This is a genomic window from Ruegeria sp. CL7 (assembly GCF_056536445.1).
The window spans coordinates 1200491-1224223 of the sequence record NZ_JBQFPQ010000001.1 but is presented as its reverse complement, the minus strand read 5'-3'; the positions used below and the strand labels follow the sequence as shown (position 1 = coordinate 1224223).

Annotated in this window: 23 protein-coding genes and 3 tRNA genes; 13 read left to right on the top strand and 13 right to left on the bottom strand. The window is 57.1% G+C overall.

The window, feature by feature from the left end:
• Positions 1-56 precede the first annotated feature (56 nt).
• The 3 genes from ACR0LI_RS06210 to ACR0LI_RS06200 all read left to right on the top strand — a co-directional run bounded on the left by ACR0LI_RS06210 (position 57) and on the right by ACR0LI_RS06200 (position 2576).
• Complete coding sequence (locus tag ACR0LI_RS06210; protein ID WP_152457843.1) at positions 57-734, top strand: TRAP transporter small permease; 678 nt, start codon at positions 57-59, stop codon at positions 732-734.
• Positions 734-2110: a TRAP transporter large permease gene (locus tag ACR0LI_RS06205; protein ID WP_171632781.1), complete on the top strand. Its 1377-nt coding sequence runs from the start codon at positions 734-736 to the stop codon at positions 2108-2110. Before ACR0LI_RS06210 ends, ACR0LI_RS06205 begins: the two co-directional genes overlap by 1 nt.
• A gap of 154 nt (positions 2111-2264) precedes the next feature.
• Positions 2265-2576: a DMT family transporter gene (locus ACR0LI_RS06200; RefSeq protein WP_480490082.1), complete on the top strand. Its 312-nt coding sequence runs from the start codon at positions 2265-2267 to the stop codon at positions 2574-2576.
• Positions 2577-3079: 503 nt separating this feature from the next.
• On the opposite strand, the gene tpiA is transcribed toward ACR0LI_RS06200, so the two are convergent.
• Positions 3080-3829, bottom strand: coding sequence for a triose-phosphate isomerase (tpiA, locus tag ACR0LI_RS06195; RefSeq protein WP_480487432.1), 750 nt, complete (start codon positions 3827-3829; stop codon positions 3080-3082).
• A 149-nt stretch (positions 3830-3978) separates the two neighbouring features.
• Entirely contained in the window at positions 3979-4344 is a 366-nt protein-coding gene (locus ACR0LI_RS06190) for a HesB/IscA family protein (RefSeq protein ID WP_171632773.1), read from the bottom strand.
• 289 nt (positions 4345-4633) lie between these two features.
• On the opposite strand from ACR0LI_RS06190, the gene ACR0LI_RS06185 reads away from it, so the two are divergent.
• Positions 4634-4903, top strand: a complete 270-nt coding sequence (locus ACR0LI_RS06185; RefSeq protein WP_245217979.1) for a hypothetical protein — start codon at positions 4634-4636, stop codon at positions 4901-4903.
• Positions 4904-5121: 218 nt separating this feature from the next.
• Here the strand turns inward: ACR0LI_RS06185 and ACR0LI_RS06180 are convergent, their stop codons facing one another.
• From ACR0LI_RS06180 to ACR0LI_RS06170, 3 genes are all read right to left on the bottom strand, one after another.
• Positions 5122-5484, bottom strand: coding sequence for an SUF system Fe-S cluster assembly protein (locus ACR0LI_RS06180; RefSeq protein ID WP_152457849.1), 363 nt, complete (start codon positions 5482-5484; stop codon positions 5122-5124).
• Between the two features lie 94 nt (positions 5485-5578).
• On the bottom strand, positions 5579-5857 hold the full coding sequence (locus ACR0LI_RS06175; RefSeq protein WP_480718190.1) for an NfeD family protein: 279 nt from the start codon (positions 5855-5857) through the stop codon (positions 5579-5581).
• Positions 5857-6747: an SPFH domain-containing protein gene (locus ACR0LI_RS06170; protein ID WP_171723352.1), complete on the bottom strand. Its 891-nt coding sequence runs from the start codon at positions 6745-6747 to the stop codon at positions 5857-5859. The genes ACR0LI_RS06175 and ACR0LI_RS06170 overlap by 1 nt, the downstream gene beginning before the upstream one ends.
• Before the next feature lie 174 nt (positions 6748-6921).
• On the opposite strand from ACR0LI_RS06170, the gene ACR0LI_RS06165 reads away from it, so the two are divergent.
• From ACR0LI_RS06165 to lon, 4 genes are all read left to right on the top strand, one after another.
• Positions 6922-7833 (top strand): nucleoside hydrolase, encoded by a 912-nt coding sequence (locus tag ACR0LI_RS06165; protein ID WP_480490084.1) that lies wholly within the window; start codon positions 6922-6924, stop codon positions 7831-7833.
• 63 nt (positions 7834-7896) lie between these two features.
• Complete coding sequence (tgt, locus tag ACR0LI_RS06160) at positions 7897-9027, top strand: tRNA guanosine(34) transglycosylase Tgt (RefSeq protein WP_480718189.1); 1131 nt, start codon at positions 7897-7899, stop codon at positions 9025-9027.
• 307 nt (positions 9028-9334) lie between these two features.
• Entirely contained in the window at positions 9335-9529 is a 195-nt protein-coding gene (locus ACR0LI_RS06155) for a DUF6636 domain-containing protein (RefSeq protein WP_253284950.1), read from the top strand.
• A 223-nt stretch (positions 9530-9752) separates the two neighbouring features.
• The gene (gene lon, locus ACR0LI_RS06150; RefSeq protein WP_480718188.1) at positions 9753-12161 is read left to right on the top strand and encodes an endopeptidase La; all 2409 of its coding nucleotides are present in this window, start codon (positions 9753-9755) and stop codon (positions 12159-12161) included.
• A 45-nt stretch (positions 12162-12206) separates the two neighbouring features.
• Here the strand turns inward: lon and ACR0LI_RS06145 are convergent, their stop codons facing one another.
• The 3 genes from ACR0LI_RS06145 to ACR0LI_RS06135 form a co-directional block, all read right to left on the bottom strand.
• On the bottom strand, positions 12207-12902 hold the full coding sequence (locus tag ACR0LI_RS06145) for an APC family permease (protein ID WP_480718187.1): 696 nt from the start codon (positions 12900-12902) through the stop codon (positions 12207-12209).
• A 27-nt stretch (positions 12903-12929) separates the two neighbouring features.
• Positions 12930-13793 carry an APC family permease gene (locus ACR0LI_RS06140; RefSeq protein WP_480718186.1) on the bottom strand — a complete coding sequence of 288 codons (864 nt, stop codon included), beginning with the start codon at positions 13791-13793 and terminating at the stop codon, positions 12930-12932.
• A 112-nt stretch (positions 13794-13905) separates the two neighbouring features.
• A tRNA-Val gene (locus ACR0LI_RS06135) sits at positions 13906-13980 on the bottom strand.
• 180 nt (positions 13981-14160) lie between these two features.
• Here ACR0LI_RS06135 and ACR0LI_RS06130 point away from each other — a divergent pair.
• From ACR0LI_RS06130 to uvrA, 3 genes are all read left to right on the top strand, one after another.
• Positions 14161-14237: transfer RNA gene (locus ACR0LI_RS06130), tRNA-Asp, on the top strand.
• A gap of 44 nt (positions 14238-14281) precedes the next feature.
• Positions 14282-14358, top strand: a tRNA-Asp gene (locus ACR0LI_RS06125).
• 177 nt (positions 14359-14535) lie between these two features.
• On the top strand, positions 14536-17394 hold the full coding sequence (gene uvrA, locus ACR0LI_RS06120; protein ID WP_480619283.1) for an excinuclease ABC subunit UvrA: 2859 nt from the start codon (positions 14536-14538) through the stop codon (positions 17392-17394).
• A gap of 16 nt (positions 17395-17410) precedes the next feature.
• On the opposite strand, the gene ACR0LI_RS06115 is transcribed toward uvrA, so the two are convergent.
• The 5 genes from ACR0LI_RS06115 to ACR0LI_RS06095 all read right to left on the bottom strand — a co-directional run bounded on the left by ACR0LI_RS06115 (position 17411) and on the right by ACR0LI_RS06095 (position 22137).
• A complete protein-coding gene (locus ACR0LI_RS06115; protein WP_210092303.1) occupies positions 17411-17734 on the bottom strand; it encodes a hypothetical protein in 324 nt (107 codons plus the stop codon).
• Positions 17735-17842: 108 nt separating this feature from the next.
• On the bottom strand, positions 17843-18715 hold the full coding sequence (gene mmsB / locus ACR0LI_RS06110) for a 3-hydroxyisobutyrate dehydrogenase (protein ID WP_245223395.1): 873 nt from the start codon (positions 18713-18715) through the stop codon (positions 17843-17845).
• Positions 18716-18718: 3 nt separating this feature from the next.
• Positions 18719-19759 (bottom strand): enoyl-CoA hydratase/isomerase family protein, encoded by a 1041-nt coding sequence (locus ACR0LI_RS06105; protein ID WP_480718185.1) that lies wholly within the window; start codon positions 19757-19759, stop codon positions 18719-18721.
• 7 nt (positions 19760-19766) lie between these two features.
• Complete coding sequence (locus tag ACR0LI_RS06100; protein ID WP_171632745.1) at positions 19767-20909, bottom strand: acyl-CoA dehydrogenase family protein; 1143 nt, start codon at positions 20907-20909, stop codon at positions 19767-19769.
• A gap of 112 nt (positions 20910-21021) precedes the next feature.
• Positions 21022-22137, bottom strand: coding sequence for a carboxylate-amine ligase (locus tag ACR0LI_RS06095; protein WP_480718184.1), 1116 nt, complete (start codon positions 22135-22137; stop codon positions 21022-21024).
• A gap of 137 nt (positions 22138-22274) precedes the next feature.
• Between ACR0LI_RS06095 and ACR0LI_RS06090 the strand changes: the two genes are divergently transcribed.
• Positions 22275-23126: a class I SAM-dependent methyltransferase gene (locus ACR0LI_RS06090; protein ID WP_480718183.1), complete on the top strand. Its 852-nt coding sequence runs from the start codon at positions 22275-22277 to the stop codon at positions 23124-23126.
• Between the two features lie 71 nt (positions 23127-23197).
• Positions 23198-23674, top strand: a complete 477-nt coding sequence (locus ACR0LI_RS06085; protein WP_480718182.1) for a fasciclin domain-containing protein — start codon at positions 23198-23200, stop codon at positions 23672-23674.
• Positions 23675-23733: the final 59 nt, after the last annotated feature.

Here is a 23733-nt window from a genome sequence, read left to right as displayed (position 1 = left end):
GGGCTGAACAAGCCCGCCCAACACTCTCTCATCACAAAAAATGCGGGGACAGAAAGATGTCTGGTGCGAATTCCGGCCAAGGCGGGCTGGTCGACCATATCGAAGAAACCCTGATCGCGTGTCTGTTGGGCCTGATGACGGTCGTGACATTTGCCAACGTGATCGCGCGGTTTGTTTTCAATTCCAATATCCTGTGGGCGCTTGAACTGACGGTGTTCACTTTTGGCTGGCTGGTGCTGCTTGGCGCCTCTTATGCGGTCAAGAAACACTCTCATCTGGGTGTTGATGCGATCCTGAACATGCTGGCCCCGGCGCCGCGTCGCATTCTGGCGCTCATCGCCGTGGGGTGCTGTCTGGTGTTTTCACTGCTGTTGCTGAAGGGCGCCTATGACTATTGGGCGGTTTTCGCGGATCTGCCGCCGACATCCGGACGCTGGTTCCCGACCGGGTTCAACTTCGACGCCCGCAGCCAGAGTTTCTATGAGGTGGACGATATCCCGATGGTCGCTCCGCTGCGGTTTCTGGAAGACCTGATCAACTATGGCGAAGGGTACGAGAAGCTTCCCAAAGTGGTGCCTTATCTGGTGCTGCCGGTATCGATGCTGCTGCTGGTGATCCGGTTCGCCCAGGTTGCCGTTCAGATATGGCGTGGCGAAACGGATCGCCTTGTCGCCAGCCACGAAGTCGAGGACGAGATCGAAGAAGTCCGCGCTCAGCAAGGAGAGCATAACTGATGGACGTCGTACTTCTTTTCTCGATGGTCGTCGGCCTGCTGCTGATCGGTGTGCCGATTGCAGTTGCGCTTGGCCTCAGCTCGACCCTGTTTCTGCTGATCTACTCAGACAGTTCACTCGCGTCTGTCGCGGGTACGCTGTTCGAGGCTTTTGAAGGGCATTTTACCCTGCTGGCGATCCCGTTCTTCATCCTGGCGTCGTCCTTCATGACTACAGGTGGTGTCGCACGACGGATCATCCGGTTCTCGATCGCCTGTGTCGGGCATTTGCCCGGCGGTCTGGCGATTGCGGGCGTCTTTGCCTGTATGCTGTTCGCAGCCCTGTCCGGGTCGTCCCCGGCGACCGTGGTCGCCATCGGCTCGATCGTCATCGCGGGGATGCGTCAGGTGGGTTATTCCAAGGAATTTGCCGCCGGTGTGATCTGCAACGCGGGGACACTGGGTATTCTGATCCCTCCATCCATCGTCATGGTCGTATATGCCGCCGCTGTTGAAGTCTCGGTTGGGCGCATGTTCCTTGCGGGGGTTATTCCCGGTCTGATGGCCGGTTTGATGCTGATGATCACCATCTATGTCATGGCCAAGGTCAAGAACCTGCCCAAGGGGGAATGGAAAGGCTGGGGAGAGGTCTTTACCTCGGCCCGCGAGGCCGGTTGGGGTCTTTTCCTGATCGTCATCATTCTGGGTGGTATCTATGGTGGCATCTTCACCCCGACCGAAGCCGCCGCAGTTGCCGCAGTCTACGCGTTCTTCATTGCCAGCTTTGTGTACAAGGACATGGGCCCGCTGAGCACGGAAGAAGGCACACAGAACCTGCCGCTGCTGAAAAAACCCTATGCGCTGATCACGGCGTTCTTTCACCCGGACACCAAGCATACGCTGTTCGAGGCAGGCAAGCTGACGGTCACGCTGCTGTTCGTGATCGCCAACGCGCTGATACTCAAGCATGTTCTGACCGACGAGCAGGTGCCGCAGCATATCGCCGAAGCGATGTTGTCGGCCGGCCTTGGCCCTGTCGCTTTCCTGATCGTGGTGAACGTGATCCTGCTGATCGGCGGTCAGTTCATGGAACCGTCAGGCCTGTTGGTTATCGTGGCGCCCCTTGTGTTCCCGATCGCTATCGAGCTGGGCATTGACCCGATCCATCTGGGTATCATCATGGTGGTCAACATGGAGATCGGGATGATCACGCCTCCGGTCGGTCTGAACCTGTTCGTGACTTCGGGTGTTGCGGGTATGCCGATGATGAGCGTTGTGAAGGCGGCGCTGCCCTTCCTTGCGGTGCTGTTCGTCTTCCTGATCATGGTGACGTATATTCCGTGGATATCGACCTTCCTGCCCAACACGTTCATGGGGCCGGAAATAATAACCAACTAGACTGTCTGAAAACTGAACAAAGCCGGGTGGTGTCAACTGCCCGGCTTTTTCGTGTCTTGAAACCACGCGATGGGTTCTTATCTGAGGCACAGAGGACGACCTCTGCTTTCTGGGACATCATTCGGGACGACCCGTACGGATATGAGGTTGTCTTATGCCCTGGATCTTTCTTCTGTTTGCTGGCCTTTTGGAAATTGTCTGGGCGGTTGCCATGAAGCAGTCGGCCGGTTTTACCCGATTGTGGCCGACGGCCGTGATGGGCGTTTCGATGTTGGGCTCATTTGGTCTGCTGGCGCTTGCAATGCGCGACTTACCGTTGGGCACCGCATACACGATCTGGACTGGGATCGGTGCGGTGGGGGCGTTCAGTGTCGGTATTCTGTTTCTTGGCGAAGCCCTGGCACCTGCGCGGATCGCAGCTGCGGTTCTGATCGTGACAGGCCTTGTGGTGATGAAGCTGGCCTGATGTGCTTGACTTGCCAAGCCAAAGTACTTCGGCAGTTTACAGCACACACTCGAAGCGGAGCTCGGAATTTTGACCGGCTCTGACAGACGCATTTTGCGTGGCTCCTGAAAAGGCGAAGGCCGGACTTGACGACGGCGGATGTCGCATCGGATCGGTTCTGGCGCGGGATGGCGGAGTTGTCTCACAAGGTCGCAATCAGCCTGTACAGGGCGGCAACCCGACCGTGCTGGAACAGATGGAAGCCCTGCGCAAGGCGGGGCGTCAGAAAACCTGTTCCCGCATACCTCGCCATTGCCCAGTGCAATTTGTTCGCTTCCCATCGCTCAGTTCGGAACCCCGCGTCTCTTCGTCAACTCACGGAATTTCGCGCGCAAGGCAGGATTTTTGCGATCAAAGGGGAGGGGCCTGTTGTAGTGAACAACCCCGACCGCATCGCGTTGAAGCGACGATCTATTGAAAAAACCGATCCTTGAGCCGAAGAAACTGCGGGACGAAGTCTGGAATTAGGCGCCTTCCAGCGCTTGAATGATTCCCGAGAATTCAGACGCTTTCAGGCTGGCCCCGCCCACAAGTGCGCCATCGACGTTGGAAACTGAAAATATATCCGTCGCGTTGCCGGGTTTCACCGAGCCGCCATAAAGCAGGCGGACGGAACGGCCCACGCCTTCGCCAAAGCGGCGCTCCAGCCGGGCGCGCATGAAGTCGTGAACGTCCCCGATTTCTTCCAGGGTGGGAACTTTGCCGGTGCCAATTGCCCAGATCGGTTCATATGCGACGATCAGGTTCTCGCCGGTCGACTGATCCGGGATCGACCCGGACATCTGGCCGCCGATGATGTCGAGCGTATTGGCCGCTTCGCGCTGCTCAAGGCTTTCACCGACGCAAATGATCGCCTTCAAACCTGCATCCATCGCTGCGCGCGCCTTGGCCCGCACATCTTCGTCATGTTCACCGTGGTCCACGCGGCGCTCGGAATGGCCCAGGATGACCGAAGTTGCACCGGCATCCACCAGCATATCCGCACTGATATCTCCGGTATGCGCGCCTGATTTTGCCGCATGACAGTCCTGACCACCGACAGAGATGGCGGTGCCCTGAACGGCAATTGATGCGCGGCTGAGCAATGTTGCCGGCGGGCAAATCAGGATATCCACCGAGGCTGCCGGGTGGATCTGAGACAGCGCCTTCAACTCGGTCAACTCAGCGCCGGTCCCATTCATTTTCCAGTTTCCAGCCGCCAGCTTCTGCCGCATTTCGGTATCTCCCTGATCATCCGATGATTTTAGCATGCGGATAGCATTGTAAGGACCATCTTACAATTCTGCTCGCATGCTGATCCCGGGCGCAAACATCGAAGATCGGCCCCGCATGCGACGTTCAAATGAAAAGGGATGAGGCGGGCTTAGCCTTGTTGGCCGATGCTTTCGTCGAATTTGATCGATTCTCCACAGCCGCAGGCGTCGACGACGTTCGGGTTCTTGAACTTAAAGCCGGATTCCAACAACGACACTTCGTAATCGATTTCGGTTCCAAACAGGAACATCTGGGCCATGGGCGCAATCATGATGCGCGCGCCATCCTGTTCGACGACTTCGTCATGAGGATCTGCGTGATCAACATACTCCATGGTATATTCCATGCCTGCACAGCCGCCTTTTTTGACGCCGATGCGCAAACCAGCGTGACCGCCTGATTTCATCAGGCGGGTAATCTGTTCTGCGGCTTTGGGCGTCATTGTCACAGCCTGTTTGCCGGGGATGCCGAACATGTAAATCTCCGTTGTCGCGCGTTACACCCAATCTAGGGGCCAAGGCTCTTTTGCTCAAGGCAATGTCGTGTAAAGAAATTGAATTCGCTGGAAAGCTTAGTGTTTCTGCGTCGCCGCTCTGCAAACTTGCTTTGATACGGGAGGCGGGGTTAGCATCGGTCTTATGACGTTTTGGAACCCCGTCCGAATAGATGGCATGACATGAAGTGGTAGAAATATGAATTATTTAGGGTCGAAAGTTAAAGTAGCTTTACTTGCGGCCGCACTTTTTTCCGTAAGCGTGTGCGCGATGTCCGACGAAGCTTGGGCGGCCACGGGATCCGAACGGCACCCGGTGAATTGTGCAACGGCGGAAGGGGATCTGCGCGCGATTGCATCGGAAAAGAAACATGCGGAAGACAAACAACTGGAAAGCATTGCCGCCATAACACCTGCCGGGGCTCTGTTGGGGCTGGTCACGGGAACCGAGCAAAAAAGGCTGCAAATGCTGTCAGGTGACTACGTCAAGCAACTGGATGCCAGAACGGCAGAGATCAAGGAAACCTGCAATCTGAATTGATCGTCGTTGTCGGAACAAAAAAGGACCGTTCTCGGGCAAGAACGGCCCATATTCTTGAGCTGGGAAGCGGGGGGCGGTCATGGCGTGCCCAGCCCACGGCACCGTATACGCGACGGCCACCTTAAGATGATATCCGTCTGGATTGTGACGGGGACTGCAAGATAAGGTGACGAAAATGCCAAGTTTTCGTGACGGTTGGAAGGGCAAGTGCCTGATGGCTACATAAAGCCCAATTCCAGGCGCGCCTCATCCGACATCATTTCCATGCCCCAGGGCGGTTCCCAGGTCAGTTCGACATCGACTTCCTTGACGCCCGCAACAGGTTCAATCGCCTCGACAATCCAGCCAGGCATGTCGCCCGCGACCGGACATCCGGGTGCGGTCAGGGTCATGATGACCTTCACGGCGTTGTCCGGAGAAATGTCGATCGTATAGATCAGGCCCAGGTCATAGATGTTGACCGGAATTTCCGGATCGTAAACCGTGCGGCACGCTTCGACGACTGCCTCGTACAGCGGGTGTTCAATCGTTGACGGCGCAATCAGCGGGGTGCCTTCAAACTGTTCGCTCGGGTGGGTCATCTTTGCCTCGGGTCAGTTGCCTGAGTGATTATATAGGGAATACCTGCAACAGCGTCCAGTAGGGGCGTGACGCTCGGGTGAGCGTCACTGTGTCTTAGTCATTGATGTCATGCGTGAAGGTTTTGACCTGACCATGCGGCAAGGCAAAAAGCCGGCGCAGGACTAGCCATGCGATCAACGAAAGAACTGCGAAGATCAGCGCGATCACATGCAATGACAGTGTCAGACCGGAGATGACAAGAATGAGACCGGTGATCGCGGCCCCGATCGCAAAGCCCAGAAAGATGAATCCGGGCAAAACGATTTCCAGGATCCCCAGAGCCAGCGCGGCGGCCAGCCAGATCCACCAAGTCAGCCAAAAGGGATCAGCCATCATCTACCTCCTTTGAGCATTTTGAACGCGTCACCAAAGGCTTCGAGAGCATTGGCGGGCACAACTATGGTCTGCTTGCCGGAACCGTTGCCCAGTGCATTAAGGGCTTCAACCTGTTTCAACGCAACCTGATACTGCGCAGCCTCGATGCCATTGTCCTGAATGGCCTTGGCGACGACGCCTGTCGCGTATGCCTCGGCCTCGGCCTGAATGCGCCGCGCTTTGGCGGTTTGTTCCGCTGCGTACAGCTCAGCATCGGCGTGCAATTCGACGGCGCGTTTTTTGCCTTCGGCTTCGGTCACCTGCGCACGGCGGGCGCGTTCTGCGTTCAGCTGTTGCAGCATGGCATCGCGCGTGGCCTGATCCAGATTCACATCCAGAATCTCGGCCCGGGTCACTTCGATTCCCCAATCATCCACTGCTGTTTCGACGCTTTCCTGAATGCGTGTGATCAACTGTGCACGGTTCGACTGCACTTCGTCCAGGTCCATCTTGCCGATCTCGGCGCGAACGATACCGGCAACCGTGGTTGCAATCGCTCCATCAACGTCGCGGATACGATAGACCGTCTTTTCCGGTTCGAGAATTCGGTAGAAGACAGAGGTGTCGATTTGCACCAGCACGTTGTCCTTGGTGATCGCGTCTTGGGTCGCGTTCGGCAACTGGCGTTCAAGGATCGAGATCTTGTGGCGTGCAACGTCCAGTAACGGAACAATGAAATTGATGCCGGGGCCAAGCACCGAATGCAGGCGTCCAAACCGTTCAACCACGTATTTTTCGGATTGCGGAACGATCTTGATGCCCTTGAAAATAACGATGACCACCAGCACGGCGGCCAGCAGGTAAATAATGTTTGACGAAAGCAGTCCGATGATCTGATCTTCGGTCATTCTGTCCTCTTTTTATTGTGTACTATGGTATACATATATGGTTGAGTCGCTCGATTTCAACTCTGGTATGGAGGGAAAGCTGGCGGATGCAAACGCCTCACTACGGGAATTCAGCATTGAACCGAACTGCTGTGACTGCTTTGCATCCCGGCTTGTTTGCGGTATCGGGCGGGAATGAAACTGATAATCGATACAGACCCCGGCATCGACGATGCCATGGCGATTGCCTATGCCGCCGCTGCGCCTGAATTTGACCTGATCGGCCTGACCACGGTGTTCGGCAATACGCATGTTCATCAGTCCAGCCGCAATGCCCGTTTCCTGCTGGACAAGCTGGGCCTGGACCTTCCGGTGGCGGAAGGCGCGCCTTTCCCGTTGGGGGCTGACATGCACGTCCCATCGGACCATGTCCATGGTCCCGAAGGGTTTGGCGATCTGACCGAGATACCCGAGATCGGACGGAATCATGATCTTCCTGCCGCAGAGTTTCTGGCCGAGATGGCCCGGAAGCACAAAAACGAATTGGTCGTGTGTGCGGTCGGACCGCTGACCAACATTGCCAACGCCATGCGATTGGACCCGGAATTTGCCGGTAATCTCGGCCGGTTGGTGATCATGGGCGGTGCCGTCTACTGCAAGGGCAACGTTACCGACCATGCAGAAGCCAACATTTATCACGATGCGGTTGCCGCGGATGCGGTCTTTTCCGCACCGCCCGAGACCGTGCTGGTTGGTTTGGACGTTACCCTGAAAACACTTTACGAGACCGCGGATTTCGAGGCGCTGGCTCAAAAATCGCCCGGCATGGGATCTTTTCTGCGTGATATCTCTCGGTTTTATCTGAAATTCTATAAAGAAATCGGCGGATTGGAAGGGTGCGGTCTGCATGATTCAACCGCTGTGATCGCCTGTTCGCACGGGGCCATGTTCGACGTGGTCGAAACCGGGCTGCGTGTTGTGACGGAAGGCGACCGGATAGGTGCGACGCAACCTGACCGGGATCGTCCCGCAGTTGGTGTTTGTCGTGATGTGGATGGAGCGGGGGTCGTGCGTCTGTTTACTGACCGCGTTGCATCCTTGCCCTGACGGGTTGCAAAGACCGATCGGATCGGGCAAATCCTGCCCGGTTCGGCGATCCGAGGCAATAACATGACCCAGCAATTCTCTTTCAAGCTCAAGGCCACAGACGGCAAGGCGCGCACTGGTGTGATCAACACTCCGCGTGGCGAGGTGCGGACACCTGCCTTCATGCCAGTTGGTACCGCCGCGACGGTCAAGGCGATGATGCCGGAAAGCGTCCGGGCCACCGGGGCCGACATCCTGCTGGGCAACACCTATCACCTGATGCTGCGCCCCACGGCCGAGCGGATTGATCGTTTGGGCGGGTTGCACAAGTTCATGAACTGGGACCGGCCGATCCTGACGGACTCGGGGGGGTTTCAGGTCATGTCGCTGGCCGGTTTGCGCAAGCTGACCGAAAAGGGTGTGACCTTCAAATCCCATATTGATGGATCGAAGCACGAGCTGACGCCAGAAAGATCAATGGAAATTCAGCGCCTTCTGGGGTCCGACATCGTGATGTGCTTCGACGAGTGCCCTGCATTGCCTGCAAATCGCGACCGGATCGCCGAATCCATGCGTTTGTCGATGCGTTGGGCCGACAGGTCCCGTGACGCCTTTGGGGATCGTCCGGGGCATGCTCTGTTCGGAATCATGCAGGGTGGTCTCGAGCGGGACCTGCGGGAAGAAAGCGCCGAAGCGTTGAAGAAGATTGGTTTCGAAGGCTACGCCGTTGGCGGTCTGGCAGTGGGCGAGGGGCAAGAGGCCATGTTCGACTGTCTGGATTATGCGCCTGATTTCCTGCCCAAGGACAAGCCACGTTACCTGATGGGCGTTGGCAAACCGGATGACATAGTCGGAGCAGTGGCGCGTGGGATCGACATGATGGATTGCGTTCTGCCCTCGCGTTCGGGCCGTACCGGTCAGGTGTTCACGCGCCATGGCGTCGTGAACATCAAGAACGCGCGTCATGCGGACGATCCACGCCCGCTGGATGAAAACTGTTCTTGCCCGGCCTGTTCGAACTATTCACGTGCTTACCTGCACCATGTGTTTCGCGCCAACGAGATGATCTCGGGCATGTTGCTGACCTGGCACAACCTTCATTACTTTCAGGAAATCATGCAGGGCATGCGGGACGCGATCGCTGAAGGCTCATTTGAGGCGTGGCAGGCCGCGTTCCACGCGCAACGCGCGCAGGGCGATATCGAGCCCCTGTAACCTGTCCGTTCAGGTGACAATTGCGGGGTCTTCCGGTATTCTGAAACAACTTTATTCAAAGTTGTTTTTGTATGTGACCCGGAGAACTGTTGATGTCCCGCCTTTTCCTCGGCGCAGTCATTTTTTTGTACAAGCCCTGCAATTGCAGATGTCTGGACCTTTGAAACCCCATCCGAAAACACTCAGTGCTCGGTGGGCGAAGGCGCCGAGTCCTCGGACACTCGGTGCACGATCATAAAAAGATACGGCCCTCCGGCGTTGCCGCGCCCCGCGAACTGTCAATCTGACTGGGGGGCATGATTTTCAGATGTTCGACACCGGTCCCGTGGAAATGCTGTGCCAGCCGCTGAATCGGAACCGGGACGGATTTGACCGTGCGGAATACGGTGTAACCGGTCGGTTCGGAGGATTTACCTGCGCCTCTTCCACGAAAGGTCTGGAATGCCGCAACCTCGGTGGCCGCGGTTTTTTTCTGTCCCGGGCTGTGCAGCAGGTGTTCTGATAGTGAATATGCGCATTGCATATGCATGTCGCACTAATTTCGGTGGATATGTTCCCGGGACATCTTGCAGTCCCGAAAACCTCGGTTCATGCTGCGACACGATACATGGCGGTAAGGTTGAAAAAGGGCGATGAGGCCCCACCTTTATCGTCCAAGACAGGAGATGGCCGGATGTTGCCTCGATGAGGGACAAGCGCCGTCTTGCCAACGATAAGGATAGAGCATGCAAGAGCCTCTGAATTCCTCATACCCCGTCCTGCCGCTGCGCGATATCGTGGTGTTCCCGCATATGATCGTGCCGCTTTTCGTGGGCCGAGACAAATCGGTACGCGCGCTGGAAGAGGTGATGCAGGATGACAAACAAATTCTGCTGTCCAGCCAGATCGATCCCGGCGTAGACGACCCGGATGAGGACGGTATCTACCGATCCGGTGTTCTGGCCAATGTGTTGCAGCTGCTGAAACTGCCCGACGGCACCGTCAAAGTGCTTGTCGAAGGGCAGGCGCGCGTGCAGATCACCGAGTTTCTTGAAAACGAATTGTTTTTCGAAGCACGGGCGGAATATCTGACCGAAATCCCGGGTGACGTCACCACGACCGAAGCCCTGTTGCGCACCGTTGCGGACGAGTTCGAGCGCTATGCCAAGGTGCGCAAGAACATCCCCGAAGAAGCGCTGACGGCCGTGGGTGAAACCACCGAGCCGGCAAAGCTGGCCGACCTTGTGTCGGGCCATCTGGGCATCGAGGTCGAACAAAAGCAGGACCTGCTGGAAACACTCAGCGTCAGCGAGCGGCTTGAAAAAGTTTATGGCCTGATGCAGGGCGAAATGTCGGTTCTGCAGGTCGAGAAAAAGATCAAGACCCGCGTCAAATCCCAGATGGAGAAGACCCAGCGCGAGTATTATCTGAATGAGCAGATGAAGGCCATTCAGAAAGAGCTTGGCGATGGCGAGGACGGCGCGAACGAGATCGCCGAACTGGAAGCCAAGATCGCCGAGACCAAGCTGTCGAAGGAAGCGCGCGAGAAGGCGGAAGGCGAGCTGAAGAAGCTCAAGAACATGTCGCCCATGTCAGCCGAAGCAACCGTGGTGCGCAATTATCTGGACTGGATTCTGTCTTTGCCGTGGGGCACCAAATCCCGCGTCAAAAAGGATCTGGGTCGTGCGCAGGATATTCTGGACGCCGATCACTATGGCCTTGAAAAGGTCAAGGAGCGGATCGTCGAATATCTCGCCGTTCAGCAACGTTCGAAAAAGCTGAAAGGCCCGATCCTGTGCCTTGTCGGCCCTCCGGGCGTGGGCAAGACCAGCTTAGGTAAATCGGTCGCCAAAGCCACGGGGCGCGAGTTCATTCGCATTAGCTTGGGTGGGGTGCGCGACGAATCCGAGATCCGCGGCCACCGCCGGACCTATATCGGTTCGATGCCCGGCAAGATCATTCAGGCGCTGAAAAAGGCGAAAACCACCAACCCGCTCATCCTGCTCGATGAAATTGACAAGATGGGGCAGGACTTCCGTGGTGACCCGGCCTCGGCGATGTTGGAAGTGTTGGACCCGGAACAGAACAACACGTTCATGGACCACTACTTGGAGGTCGAATATGACCTGTCGAACGTGATGTTCCTGACCACGTCCAACAGCTACAACATGCCCGGGCCCTTGCTGGACCGGATGGAGATCATCCCACTAGCCGGCTATACCGAGGACGAAAAGCGCGAGATCGCCAAACAGCACCTGATCGCCAAGCAGGTCAAAAACCATGGTCTGAAAGCCAAGGAATTCGAACTGACCGATGAGGCGCTGCAAAAGATAATCCGCACCTATACCCGCGAGGCCGGTGTGCGGAACCTTGAACGTGAAATCGCCAAGGTTGCGCGAAAGTCGCTGACCAAGATTATCAAGAAAGAGGCGGACACTGTGACGGTGACGCCGGATAATCTGGATGAGTTCCTGGGTGTGCCCAAGTTCCGCTATGGTCTGGCCGAGCAGGACGACCAGATTGGTGTCGTGACCGGTCTGGCCTGGACCTCGGTCGGGGGCGATCTGTTGCATATCGAGGCGTTGAAACTGCCCGGCAAAGGTCGGATGAAGACGACAGGCAAGTTGGGCGATGTGATGAAAGAATCCATCGATGCGGCATCGTCATATGTGCGGTCGATTTCTCCCAAGATCGGAGTGAAGCCGCCTCAGTTCGACAAGATCGACATCCATGTGCACGTGCCCGATGGTGCAACGCCCAAGGATGGTCCGTCAGCGGGTCTGGCGATGGTGACATCGATCGTATCGGTTCTGACGGGCATTCCCGTACGCAAGGATATCGCCATGACGGGCGAGGTTTCGTTGCGCGGGAACGCAATGCCGATCGGTGGCTTGAAAGAGAAACTGCTGGCTGCGTTGCGCGGTGGTATCAAGACGGTCCTGATCCCAGAGGAAAACGAAAAGGACCTGGCGGATATCCCGGACAATGTGAAGGAAGGGCTGGAAATCATCCCGGTCAAGCACGTCTCGGCGGTTCTTGAGCACGCTCTGGTTCGTACACCGGAACCGATTGAGTGGGACGAAGCCGCCGAGGAGGCCGCCGCGGCCGCCGCAGCCTCGTCTGAAACGACCGGGCCATCGGCCACTGCGCACTAAGCAGATTGAGAGAATGAAAAAGGCGGGGCGAATGCCCTGCCTTTTTTACAATCCAATGACGGGTTGCTTTGCATCAAGTATTTCTTCTTCGGCTATGTATTCATTGAATTTTTTCGATGGCAGCGCCGAGCGGACGGCAAGAACAAAAATGATCGACGAAAACAGGATACAAAGCAGAAGGTCCCACCCAAACGGGATCTGTTTCAACGATCCGGCTCCGAATTGCCCAAGGAATGAGATCAGCCCAAGGCCTGAGAAATAAGGCACAAGCCACAGGGCCTCGGTAACGTCCATTTCATCCAAACGTCCCCGGAACCGGATCAGCAACAGAATTTTCCCGACAATCAGCGCAATGCCAAGCCGCCAGACAGTGGCCCATCCGCTCCAATAGACGATCAGCGTGGCGATGGCGAAAGCGGACAGCGCGACAAGACGCACGGCCGGTATTCGGATCGATCTGGGATGATCTGGCATAAGGTTTCTCAGGCAAACCACGGCGATGGGCCCGACGGCAAATGACAAGACGATGGCCGCACCGTTCAAGGCAATGACGGTGGTAAAGGGTACTGTCAGCAGGAAAACCGTTCCGATCACAAAGTTCAGCCCCAGCGCCCACAGTGGAACCCCGAAAGACGATAAAACCTGCAACCGTCTGGGCAGGAACCCGTTTTTTGAAAGGGCGAGGGCGATACGGGCGTTCGACCCGGTTGCGACCAGCCCGTTTCCAAAAGGGCCTATCACGGATCCGACATTCAGCAGGCTCAGAAGTCAGACCAGCCCAACGGACATGATGATGGCGTCCAGTGGTCCTTCACCCCCAAAGCTCAACTGTGCCCATCCTTTGGACAGCATGGATGGGTCCAGCGCACCGATGAAGGCCACTTGCAAGCCAAGGTAGATGACGGCGCACAGAACTATCGACAACACCAATGCGGCCGGAATTGCAAATTTTGGATTTCGAACTTCGCCAGCCATATCAACTACATGGCGAAAGCCGATGAATGAAAAAATAACGCCCCCGGTGGAAACGGCGGCCATGATTCCCTGCGCGCCGTAGGGCGCAAAACCATCGGGCTGTGTGAAGTTCTCGGTGTTGAACCGGCTTGCGACAAGCAGAACGGACAGGACAACTGGTATGGCGATCTTGGCCCAGGTCAGCGCAGCATTGACGCGCGTGAAGAACTTGACCCCAAGCGCATTCACCGCGACGAACAGCAGCATGAAAACCAGCGCGACGAAAATACCCGCCCCGGTTAAATCACCTGTCTTGGCCGTATGCAGCCAAGGCGCATACGGCGCCAGGTACTTCAACATGGCCTCGACTTCGATGGGCGCTGTGGTGTTGTAGCCGATCCAGGCAGTCCATCCCATGGCCATCGAAACGATGTTGCCATGCGAAAACTGAGGCACGCGCGCGATCCCTCCGGGAATGGGCAGCATGGCGGAAATCTCTGCGAAGGTGATGGCCAAAATGAACATGGCAACCGCGCCGATAATCCACGAGATCGTAGCCGCGGGCCCTGCATGCTGAACGGCCAGAAGGGGGCCGAATAACCAGCCCGAACCGATGATTCCTCCGACTGAAATGAAGGTCAGTCCCAGAAGGCCAATGTCGCGCTTCAACCCCGTCATGGTGACCTCAGCGTTTGCGTGTGGCCTGTTGTCAGGCCAAATAGGACACGATAGCCGTGGAACGCGCGACGTGGCAAGCCCGCTGGCTCCAAGCGAAAATCCGAAAAGGGGGTGGTGGGTGATAAGAGATTTGAACTCCTGACATCTTCGATGTGAACGAAGCGCTCTACCACTGAGCTAATCACCCATGACATGCGGTCATATCTTCCGCGGGGGTGCACTGCAAGGGAAATTGAGCAATTCGCGCGGGCAAAAAACAGCGGGCAAACAAAAAACTGGATTCTGACAAAAAACTTCAAAACGCCGCTTGACGCTGCCCGACCGTGGCCATAATACACCCAAACGTTCAGCAATGAACATGCAGCGGGCGGTTGTAGCTCAGTTGGTTAGAGTACCGGCCTGTCACGCCGGGGGTCGCGGGTTCGAGCCCCGTCAACCGCGCCATCGCTGCCTACCTTGGTCCAGGACAAAGGCCATGAAATAGATGCGCGGTTGTAGCTCAGTTGGTTAGAGTACCGGCCTGTCACGCCGGGGGTCGCGGGTTCGAGCCCCGTCAACCGCGCCATTTTCCCCTTGAAATCATAAGTTCGCCAGATAGCCAGGCATTGAGCTGTTCGATTCCATGCCCATCGTTTGATTTGGTCGGCGAAAACCTGTACGTTCACTAAATGTTCTAACTTTTCTGTTGGAGACTCGGGCAAGCTCGCCTATCTCTAAACCACTTGTTTGTTGGGGGCCGGAAATGGCTGAGCTGAAGAATGTAGAGGTGCGCGGCGCGCGCGAGCATAACCTCAAAGGCATCGATGTCGATATCCCTCGGGATCAGTTGGTGGTGATCACCGGGCTGTCCGGTTCGGGGAAGTCGTCGCTGGCGTTCGACACGATTTATGCCGAAGGTCAGCGCCGTTATGTCGAAAGCCTGTCCGCCTATGCGCGGCAGTTTCTCGACATGATGGAAAAGCCTGATGTTGACCATATCAGTGGACTGTCTCCGGCGATCTCCATTGAACAGAAAACGACCTCGAAGAACCCGCGTTCGACTGTGGGGACCGTCACCGAGATCTATGACTATCTGCGTCTGCTCTTTGCCCGCGCAGGCACGCCGTACAGCCCGGCCACCGGCCAGCCGATCGAGGCGCAACAGGTGCAGGACATGGTCGACCGCATCATGGCGATGGAGGAGGGCACGCGGGGGTATCTGCTGGCTCCGATCGTGCGCGACCGCAAAGGTGAGTACCGGAAGGAATTTCTGGAACTGCGCAAGCAGGGGTTCCAGCGCGTGAAGGTGGATGGTGAGTTCCACGAGCTGGATCAGCCCCCGACATTGGACAAGAAGTTCCGTCACGATATCGACGTTGTGGTTGACCGCCTGGTTGTTCGTGAAGGCATGGAAACGCGTTTGGCCGATAGCCTGCGCACCGCTCTGGATCTGGCGGACGGAATCGCGATTCTGGAAACCGCCCCACGAGAAGGAGAGCCGGAACGAATTACCTTCAGCGAGAATTTTGCCTGCCCGGTCAGTGGTTTCACTATCCCCGAGATTGAACCGCGCCTGTTTTCGTTCAATGCGCCATTCGGAGCCTGCCCGGATTGTGACGGCTTGGGGGTCGAGCTGTTCTTTGACGAGCGTCTCGTGGTGCCGGATCAGACGCTGAAATTGTATGACGGGGCCCTGGCGCCGTGGAGGAAAGGCAAGTCGCCGTATTTCCTTCAGACCATCGAGGCCATCGCGCGTCATTATGAGTTTGACAAGAACACGCCCTGGAAAGACCTGCCCAGCAAAGTGCAGCAGGTGTTCCTGCGGGGCTCGGGCGATGAGGAGATCCAGTTCCGCTATGACGAGGGCGGACGCGTGTACCAGGTGACACGCAGCTTCGAAGGCGTGATTCCGAATATGGAACGGCGTTATCGCGAAACGGATAGCGCGTGGATACGCGAGGAATTCGAACGGTACCAAAACAACCGCCCGTGCGGCACCTGCGAAGGGTATCGTCTGCGCGCCGAAGCCTTGGCCGTGAAGATCGCGGGACTGCATGTCGGTCAGGTGGTGCAAATGTCCATCCGCGAAGCGCTTGCCTGGATCGAGGATGCTCCGAACCATCTGAGCGCTCAGAAGAATGAGATCGCCCGGGCCATTCTGAAGGAAATCCGCGAGCGGCTGGGATTCCTGAATAATGTTGGTTTGGAATACCTTACGCTGTCTCGTTCAAGTGGAACCCTGTCAGGCGGCGAAAGTCAGCGCATTCGTCTGGCAAGCCAGATCGGATCGGGCCTGACCGGGGTGCTTTACGTATTGGACGAGCCCTCGATCGGCTTGCACCAGCGTGACAATGACCGGTTGCTTGGTACGCTCAAGAATCTGCGGGATCAGGGCAACACCGTGATTGTTGTCGAACATGACGAGGAAGCCATCCGCGAAGCCGATTATGTGTTCGACATTGGCCCCGGTGCGGGTGTGCATGGCGGGCAGGTGGTCAGCCACGGCACGCCCGAGCAGATCGCTGCGGACGCGGCCTCGATCACGGGGCAGTATCTGTCGGGCGTACGCGAGATTCCAGTGCCCGCCGAGCGGCGCAAGGGGAACAAGAAAAAGGTAACGGTCGTAAAGGCTTCGGGTAACAACCTCAAAGACGTGACGGCCGAGTTTCCCTTGGGCAAGTTCGTTTGTGTCACGGGGGTATCTGGTGGCGGTAAGTCGACCCTGACGATTGAGACGTTGTTCAAGACCGCCTCGATGCGCCTGAATGGCGCGCGTCAAACGCCTGCGCCGTGTGAGACCATCAAGGGTTTGGAGCATCTGGACAAGGTCATCGATATCGACCAGCGCCCGATCGGGCGGACTCCGCGATCGAATCCGGCAACCTATACCGGGGCCTTCACCCCGATCCGCGACTGGTTCGCCGGGCTGCCCGAGGCGAAAGCGCGGGGATACAAGCCGGGCCGTTTCAGCTTCAACGTGAAGGGCGGCCGCTGTGAGGCCTGTCAGGGGGACGGCGTCATCAAGATCGAGATGCACTTCCTTCCCGACGTCTATGTCACCTGCGAAACCTGCAAGGGCGCGCGGTACAATCGCGAGACGCTCGAGATCAAGTTCAAGGGCAAGTCCATTGCGGATGTGCTTGATATGACGGTGGAAGATGCGCAGGAGTTCTTCAAGGCCGTGCCCTCGATCCGAGACAAGATGGATGCGCTGGCCCGGGTTGGTCTTGGCTATATCAAGGTGGGTCAACAGGCGACCACGCTGTCGGGTGGTGAGGCGCAGCGCGTGAAACTGTCCAAGGAACTGTCGAAACGATCAACCGGGCGGACGCTCTATATTCTGGACGAGCCGACCACGGGTCTGCATTTCGAAGATGTACGCAAGCTGTTGGAAGTGCTGCATGAATTGGTCGACCAGGGCAATACCGTCGTGGTGATCGAACATAATCTGGATGTGGTCAAAACCGCGGATCATATCATCGACATTGGACCTGAAGGTGGTGATGGCGGTGGCGAAATCGTCGCCACCGGAACACCGGAAGACATAGTCGATGTTGAACGCAGCCACACCGGGCGATACCTGAAGCCGATGCTGAAAGGCGCGCGCGTCGCGGCAGAATAACTGCCCAGACGCGGCCTCAGTTCAGAATATCTGCGATCGCGCCGATCAGGTTCAGGACTTTGCGCGTCTCGGGGTCGACCCGGTACACGTAATCACCTGCACGGACATATGAATAGTTTCGGTTCAACCCATAGCGATAGGGGTCATTGATCCAACGGTAGTCGTTGGTAATGAAGTCTCCATCTCGGTAGATTTTCTTAGCCTGACCAGGCGGCACACAGGGAACGGATTTCTTGGCCAGACCCGGAGGGCAATGCCCGGCCTTGTTCTTTGCCGCCGCGCCAACCGGGGAAAGGGCCAAAGCCGCCAGAGTTGCCGTCGTCACCAAGAATCTCGTCATGTCGCCTTCCTTTGCGATTTGGCCAGCCGGGGCCATTTGTTCATGACTGCCTAGATGGTCACTTGCCCAATATCTGTCAAATCGTTGGGCAAGATGCCGCCAGTTGTCTTATTCACGTCCGCGTTTTTCGAACCGTGGCAACATGGCACTGAAATCGCGTCCCTTGCCGTCTTCGGTCTCGACGAATTGCTCGTAAAGAGCAGTCGCGGCCTGTCCCATCGGTGTATCCGCATCCGCACTGGTTGCGGCCTGTTGGCTGAGGCGCAGGTCCTTCAGCATCAACTCGGCTGCAAATCCAGGAGTATAGTCATTGTCGGCTGGGCTTTGCGGGCCAACGCCCGGGGCAGGGCAATAGGCGTTCATTGTCCAGCTGTATCCGGATGAGGTGCTTACCACATCGAACATCTTTTGGCGGTCCAGACCCAGTTTGTCGGCCAGGGCAAAGGCCTCGCACGTGGCGATCATGGTCACTCCGAGGATCATGTTGTTGCAGATCTTGGCGGCTTGGCCGGCTCCGGCTTCGCCACAGTGAACCGCTTTCTGCCCCATGATGTCGAACAGAGGAGCCGCCTTTGCAAATGCGTCGTCTGACCCGCCGGCCATGAATGTCAGGGTGCCACCTGCCGCGCCGCCGACACCCCCCGAAACCGGTGCGTCCACGAACATCAGACCGACGCCGCTGGCCTGTTCCGCGACTGCGCGTGCACTGTCCACGTCAACTGTCGAGCAATCGATCAGCACGGCACCCTTCGCCATGGCGGGAATGATCTGACTTGCAACGGCCCGCAGGATGGCGCCATTCGGCAGCATGGTTATGACTGCATCGGCAGAGGCGACGGCTTCTGTCGCGGTATCGGCTTGAGTCACCCCGTCAACGACAACACCGGCCGTGTCGAATCCGAGAACCTGATGGCCAGCCTTTGCCAGGTTGGCCGCCATGGGCGCCCCCATGTTTCCTAGCCCTATGAACCCGATCTGCATCTCTCAGTCCTCCTCGAATGTCAGGGTGTCCGTACCCAATGGCTGCAACATTTTCGAGACGGCCACCAGGGGGACGTCCGTATCGGAAAACTGCCAGTTCGGGTTGCGGTCTTTGTCTATGATCTGCGCGCGGATACCTTCCAGAAAATCACCATGCTCCATCGCCCGGTGGGTAAAGCGGTATTCCATCTCCAACGCGCGCCGCATGGTCAGAGAGGGGCCACGCAGACGGTGCAGCATCTCGATCGTGCAGGCCACGGAAAGCGGCGCGTTTTTCATTATTTTTTCCAGAGTTTTGTCTGCAAATTCCTGATCGTCATTGCGCAGGCTGATCAGGATGTCGCCCAGAGTTTCACCGGAAAAATGTTTGTCGATTTCCGTCAGCACCCCTGCCAATTCACCATTGGGTGGTGTTTCGGCATGTTCGGCCACCAGTTTCGCATTTCCAGACGCTTCCAGAATTTCGATCAGATCAGACCATTGCGATTGCGGGATGAAATGGTCGGCAAACCCCGCAAAGATCGCGTCCGCAGGCCCCATCCTGAAGCCCGTAGTCCCAAGGAATTCACCCAGCCGCCCCGGTGCGAGGGCCAGCATCAGTGACCCGCCGACATCCGGAATCAAGCCAATCGAGCATTCGGGCATGGCAATCCTGGAGCTTTCTCCGACGACACGGTGGCTGCCATGGCAGCCGATGCCGACACCCCCGCCCATGGTAAACCCCTGAAGAAAACTGATGACTGGTTTGGGATATTCGAAGATCAGGGCATTCAGACGATATTCGTCCCGCCAGAACTTCTGACCATACGCATAATCTTCTTTGGTGCCCGTTTCATAAAGTTCGGCGATGTCGCCCCCTGCACAAAAGGCTTTTTCCCCCTCGGCGTCCAGAACGATCAGGTCAACGGCATCGTCTTCCCGCCAGTTGCGCATCGCCGTGTCGATGGCCATGCACATGTCATAGCTCAACGCGTTCAGCGCTTGGGGACGGGTGAGGGTGATGCGACCGGCACGGCCTGTGGTGCGGATTTCAATGTCTGACATCGGGGCCTCAGCGATTGGCGAGCATTTGACGCGCGACGATCACGCGCATAATCTCGTTCGTGCCTTCCAAAATCTGATGCACGCGAAGATCGCGCACAAGCTTTTCGATGCCGTAATCCGCAAGATATCCGTACCCGCCATGCAGTTGCAGGCACTGATCCACCACCTTCGACCCGGTTTCGGTTACGAATTTCTTCGCCATCGCACAGAATTTCGTGGCATCGGGCGCGCCGTTGTCCAGTTTCCACGCCGCCTGACGCAGGAAGGTGCGTGCCGCCTGTAATTCGATCTCCATATCCGCCAGACGGAACTGAAGGGCCTGGAACTGATCGATGGATTGGCCGAACGCCTTGCGCTCGGACATGTATTGCAGGGTCATATCCAGCCCGGCCTGAGCAGCCCCAAGAGAACAGGCCGCGATATTGAGACGTCCGCCATCGAGGCCCATCATCGCGTATTTGAAGCCGTCGCCTTCGGTGCCCACGAGGTTGCCAGCGGGAATTTTGCAGTCGTCGAATTGAACCTGCGCAGTGGGTTGGCTTTTCCAGCCCATTTTCTGTTCCAGCGCCCCAAAGCTGAGCCCCGGCGTGCCGTCCTCGACATAGACGGTCGAGATCCCCTTGGGCCCGTCCTGACCGGTGCGTACCATGCAAACATAGGCATCCGAATAGCCACCGCCCGAGATGAACGCCTTGGTACCGTTCAACGTATATCCTTCGTTGGTGCGTTCGGCGCGGGTTTTCAAGGCCGCCGCGTCAGAGCCGGAACCGGGCTCGGTCAGGCAATAGCTCAGAACCGTATTCAGGCTCAGAACATCCGGCATGATGCGCGCCTTTAGGTCATCATCCGCGAAATTGTCCAACATCTTGGCGCACATGTTGTGGATCGACAGGAAGGCGGCGACTGAGGGGCAGGCCATCGACAGCGCCTCGAAAACCAGCGTGGCATCCAGGCGGGTCAGGTTTGAGCCTCCGCTTTCCTCGGATACGTAAAGCGCGCCGAAACCAAGTTCGCCTATCTGGGGCCACAAGGTTTTGGGAATGGTTCCGTCTGCCTCCCACTGGCGCGCAAAGGGGGCGATGTTTTCCTGCCCGAACGCGTGCGCCATGTCGAATATGGCTGTTTGCTCCTCGCTGAGTGCGAAATCCATGACGCTCCCTCCCGTCGGCAATGAATTGAACGGTTGTTTATTTCTGAATTCTTACAGAAATTTTGCAGGCGCAACAATGAGTCGGTTGAAACGGATCACAAGCCGGAAACGTTTAGAGATCGGCGTGAAATTCCTCGATCAGGTGGCGCACGACGGCTTGCCCCGGATCGTCCCCCCGCGCTGTTGCCTCGGCATGAATACGGCGTTGGCGCGTGGCAGAGGTGCCGTTTTCAGCAATCTGCCTGAGCCGTGCGAGTTCAGTCATCGTGCCAAGCGCTTCGGTGTCTTCAGCCAACAACCCCATGAGATCGCCGATCAGTTCAGACATGGGTTTGACTGACCGGTCGCCGAAATCGATCAGCCCTTCACCCACTCCGTAGCGCTGTGCGCGCCAGCGGTTTTCACCGATCAGGAAACGATCATATTGCCGCCAGCGCAGGTTGCGGTCTTTCAGACGGCACAGCATCCGGGTCAATGCCTGAACCAGTGCCGCCAACGACAAAGTGTGCTCCAGACGGGGTTGAACATCCATGATCCTCGTTTCCAAAGTTGGGAAACGATGTGAGGGGCGCAGATCCCACCAGATCTTTGTGGTGTCTTCGATGACCCCAAGCTCGACCAGAATGCCTGTGTTCCGTTCATACTCGCTCCAGCTGGCGAACACGGGCGGCAGCCCGGTGCGGGGCAGGTTGTCGAACACCGTCAGCCGGTATGAAGACAGGCCGGTATCCTCGCCGTTCCAATAGGGCGAAGACGTGGACAACGCCAGAAGATGAGGAAGAAAGTATGACAGTTGCGGCATTAGATCGGCACGCAGGGCAGGGTCCTCGACCCCGACATGTACATGCATCCCGCATATCAGCATCCGCCGGGCAACGCCGCCCAATGCATGTTGCAGCGCGTCATACCGTTCTTTCCGGGTGTGGTGTTGATCCTTCCAGTTGGCGAACGGGTGGCACGAGACGGCGATAGGGGACAGGTTGTATTCGGCGGCCCGTTTCGAAACGCATGACCGCAGCCGCTTCAGGTCTTCGCGCGCCGAAGCGACCGTGGCGTGTGGTCTGGTTCCAACCTCGATTTGACATTGCAGGAACTCGGGGCTGACCTGACCTTCGAAATCGCTTTGGCAGGCCGCCATCAGCGCTTCGGGGGCTTCGGACAATTGCAGGCTGTCACGATCCACCAACAGGTATTCTTCTTCGATCCCGAGTGTAAATTCCTGCTGCATGGGGCCCCTCACAGTTGTCCGTTCCATCAGTGAATACGGAAATTTCCGTTTTGCCAAGGGTTTGACAGGCTTGCCCTTGCAGAGAAACGGTTCGCAACGGTAAGGAACATTGCATCACAGATCGCGGAGCCAGCGCCTTGAAACCCAGAAAATTCCCGAAGATCAATGCCGCCCTTGAAGAATTGGGGGTGAAACTGGTCGACAGAGTTACGGAACAGGATGAACGGGCGCGGCTGGAAGCCTTCGAAGCGGCGGGTGGGTTGACGCGCCCCGTTTATGCTTTGTCGCCAGGGATGGAGGGGTTCGACATCTCTCAACTTGTGGCGGAATACGAGCGTCACAAAGCTGCCCTGGAGGCGCTGAAAGATCCCGCACGCAACCAGACCGGTTATCGTACCGGCAATGGTTACTATGACAGCCCGGATGCGGATGCATTGTATCTGATGATCCGCCGCTTTCAGCCCAAACGCGTGATAGAGGTCGGATGCGGCAATTCCACCCGTGTGACCCGTCAGGCAATCATCGATGGCAATCTGGATACCACCATTACCGCGATTGATCCGTACCCTCGCGCCGATATTGCCCATGTGGTCGACCGGTTCGAACAAAAACGTCTTGAAGAAACTGACCCGGCGCTATTCGCAGAGCTGGAGGCCGGAGACATTCTGTTCATCGACTCCAGCCATGTTGTGCGGATGAGCAACGATGTCGCACATCTGTTCTGCCGCATTATACCGTTTCTGAATCCCGGGGTGGTGATCCACGTTCACGATGTTTTTTTGCCCTACGAATATCCCAAGCGCTTCTTCTATGATTGCCCAGGCTGGGGAGAGCAGTACGTATTGCACAGCTTGCTGCAATCTGGCGCGTATTCAATGCTTTGGCCGGGGTATTACCTGCAACAGGATCGGCCTGATGCCGTTGTTGCCTTGCCGTTCCTGGCCGAGGGGCGGGCGCAAAGCATCTGGGTGCAGCTCAAAGAAAACTGAAACCAAAGTGATCCATTGCGGCAAAAGGTCCGTAACCCTTTCCATAACACGCTGGAGAGGAGAAGACAGCTATGTTCCGTCGTACATTCATGGGCGCAGCCGCCGCACTTGCTTTTGCTATGCCGCTCAAAGCTCAGGCCGCTGATATCGTCGACACCGCCGTTGCCGCCGGGTCGTTCAATACTCTGGTGGCCGCCGTTCAGGCTGCAGGCTTGGTTGACACCCTGAAAGGGGATGGTCCGTTCACGGTATTTGCACCCACAGACGAAGCCTTTTCTGCGCTTCCTGAAGGCACTGTCGAGACGCTTTTGAAACCAGAAAACAAGGATCAACTGGTCGCGATTCTGACCTATCACGTGGTACCGGCCAAGGTTATGTCTGGAGATATCGCCGGCAAACGTGCCAAGGTTCTGACTGTTCAGGGCGACCGGCTGAGCGTCAACGCCAAAAACGGCGTGAAAGTGAACGACGCCAAGGTCGTACAGGCCGACATTGAAGCCAGCAATGGCGTCATCCACGTCGTCGACGCGGTAATCCTGCCGGAATAAATGCCGTCTTCCGAAGACAAGAAAGCCCCGGCGACCGACCGGGGCTTTTGCGTTTCAGA

Coding starts and splice junctions, on each gene's coding strand:
- ACR0LI_RS06210 (WP_152457843.1), top strand. CDS start 57: ATGTCTGGTGCGAATTCCGGCCAAGGCGGGCTGGTCGACCATATCGAA.
- ACR0LI_RS06205 (WP_171632781.1), top strand. CDS start 734: ATGGACGTCGTACTTCTTTTCTCGATGGTCGTCGGCCTGCTGCTGATC.
- ACR0LI_RS06200 (WP_480490082.1), top strand. CDS start 2,265: ATGCCCTGGATCTTTCTTCTGTTTGCTGGCCTTTTGGAAATTGTCTGG.
- tpiA (WP_480487432.1), bottom strand. CDS start 3,829: ATGCGGCAGAAGCTGGCGGCTGGAAACTGGAAAATGAATGGGACCGGC.
- ACR0LI_RS06190 (WP_171632773.1), bottom strand. CDS start 4,344: ATGTTCGGCATCCCCGGCAAACAGGCTGTGACAATGACGCCCAAAGCC.
- ACR0LI_RS06185 (WP_245217979.1), top strand. CDS start 4,634: ATGTCCGACGAAGCTTGGGCGGCCACGGGATCCGAACGGCACCCGGTG.
- ACR0LI_RS06180 (WP_152457849.1), bottom strand. CDS start 5,484: ATGACCCACCCGAGCGAACAGTTTGAAGGCACCCCGCTGATTGCGCCG.
- ACR0LI_RS06175 (WP_480718190.1), bottom strand. CDS start 5,857: ATGGCTGATCCCTTTTGGCTGACTTGGTGGATCTGGCTGGCCGCCGCG.
- ACR0LI_RS06170 (WP_171723352.1), bottom strand. CDS start 6,747: ATGACCGAAGATCAGATCATCGGACTGCTTTCGTCAAACATTATTTAC.
- ACR0LI_RS06165 (WP_480490084.1), top strand. CDS start 6,922: ATGAAACTGATAATCGATACAGACCCCGGCATCGACGATGCCATGGCG.
- tgt (WP_480718189.1), top strand. CDS start 7,897: ATGACCCAGCAATTCTCTTTCAAGCTCAAGGCCACAGACGGCAAGGCG.
- ACR0LI_RS06155 (WP_253284950.1), top strand. CDS start 9,335: ATGTTCGACACCGGTCCCGTGGAAATGCTGTGCCAGCCGCTGAATCGG.
- lon (WP_480718188.1), top strand. CDS start 9,753: ATGCAAGAGCCTCTGAATTCCTCATACCCCGTCCTGCCGCTGCGCGAT.
- ACR0LI_RS06140 (WP_480718186.1), bottom strand. CDS start 13,793: ATGACGGGGTTGAAGCGCGACATTGGCCTTCTGGGACTGACCTTCATT.
- uvrA (WP_480619283.1), top strand. CDS start 14,536: ATGGCTGAGCTGAAGAATGTAGAGGTGCGCGGCGCGCGCGAGCATAAC.
- ACR0LI_RS06115 (WP_210092303.1), bottom strand. CDS start 17,734: ATGACGAGATTCTTGGTGACGACGGCAACTCTGGCGGCTTTGGCCCTT.
- mmsB (WP_245223395.1), bottom strand. CDS start 18,715: ATGCAGATCGGGTTCATAGGGCTAGGAAACATGGGGGCGCCCATGGCG.
- ACR0LI_RS06105 (WP_480718185.1), bottom strand. CDS start 19,759: ATGTCAGACATTGAAATCCGCACCACAGGCCGTGCCGGTCGCATCACC.
- ACR0LI_RS06100 (WP_171632745.1), bottom strand. CDS start 20,909: ATGGATTTCGCACTCAGCGAGGAGCAAACAGCCATATTCGACATGGCG.
- ACR0LI_RS06095 (WP_480718184.1), bottom strand. CDS start 22,137: ATGCAGCAGGAATTTACACTCGGGATCGAAGAAGAATACCTGTTGGTG.
- ACR0LI_RS06085 (WP_480718182.1), top strand. CDS start 23,198: ATGTTCCGTCGTACATTCATGGGCGCAGCCGCCGCACTTGCTTTTGCT.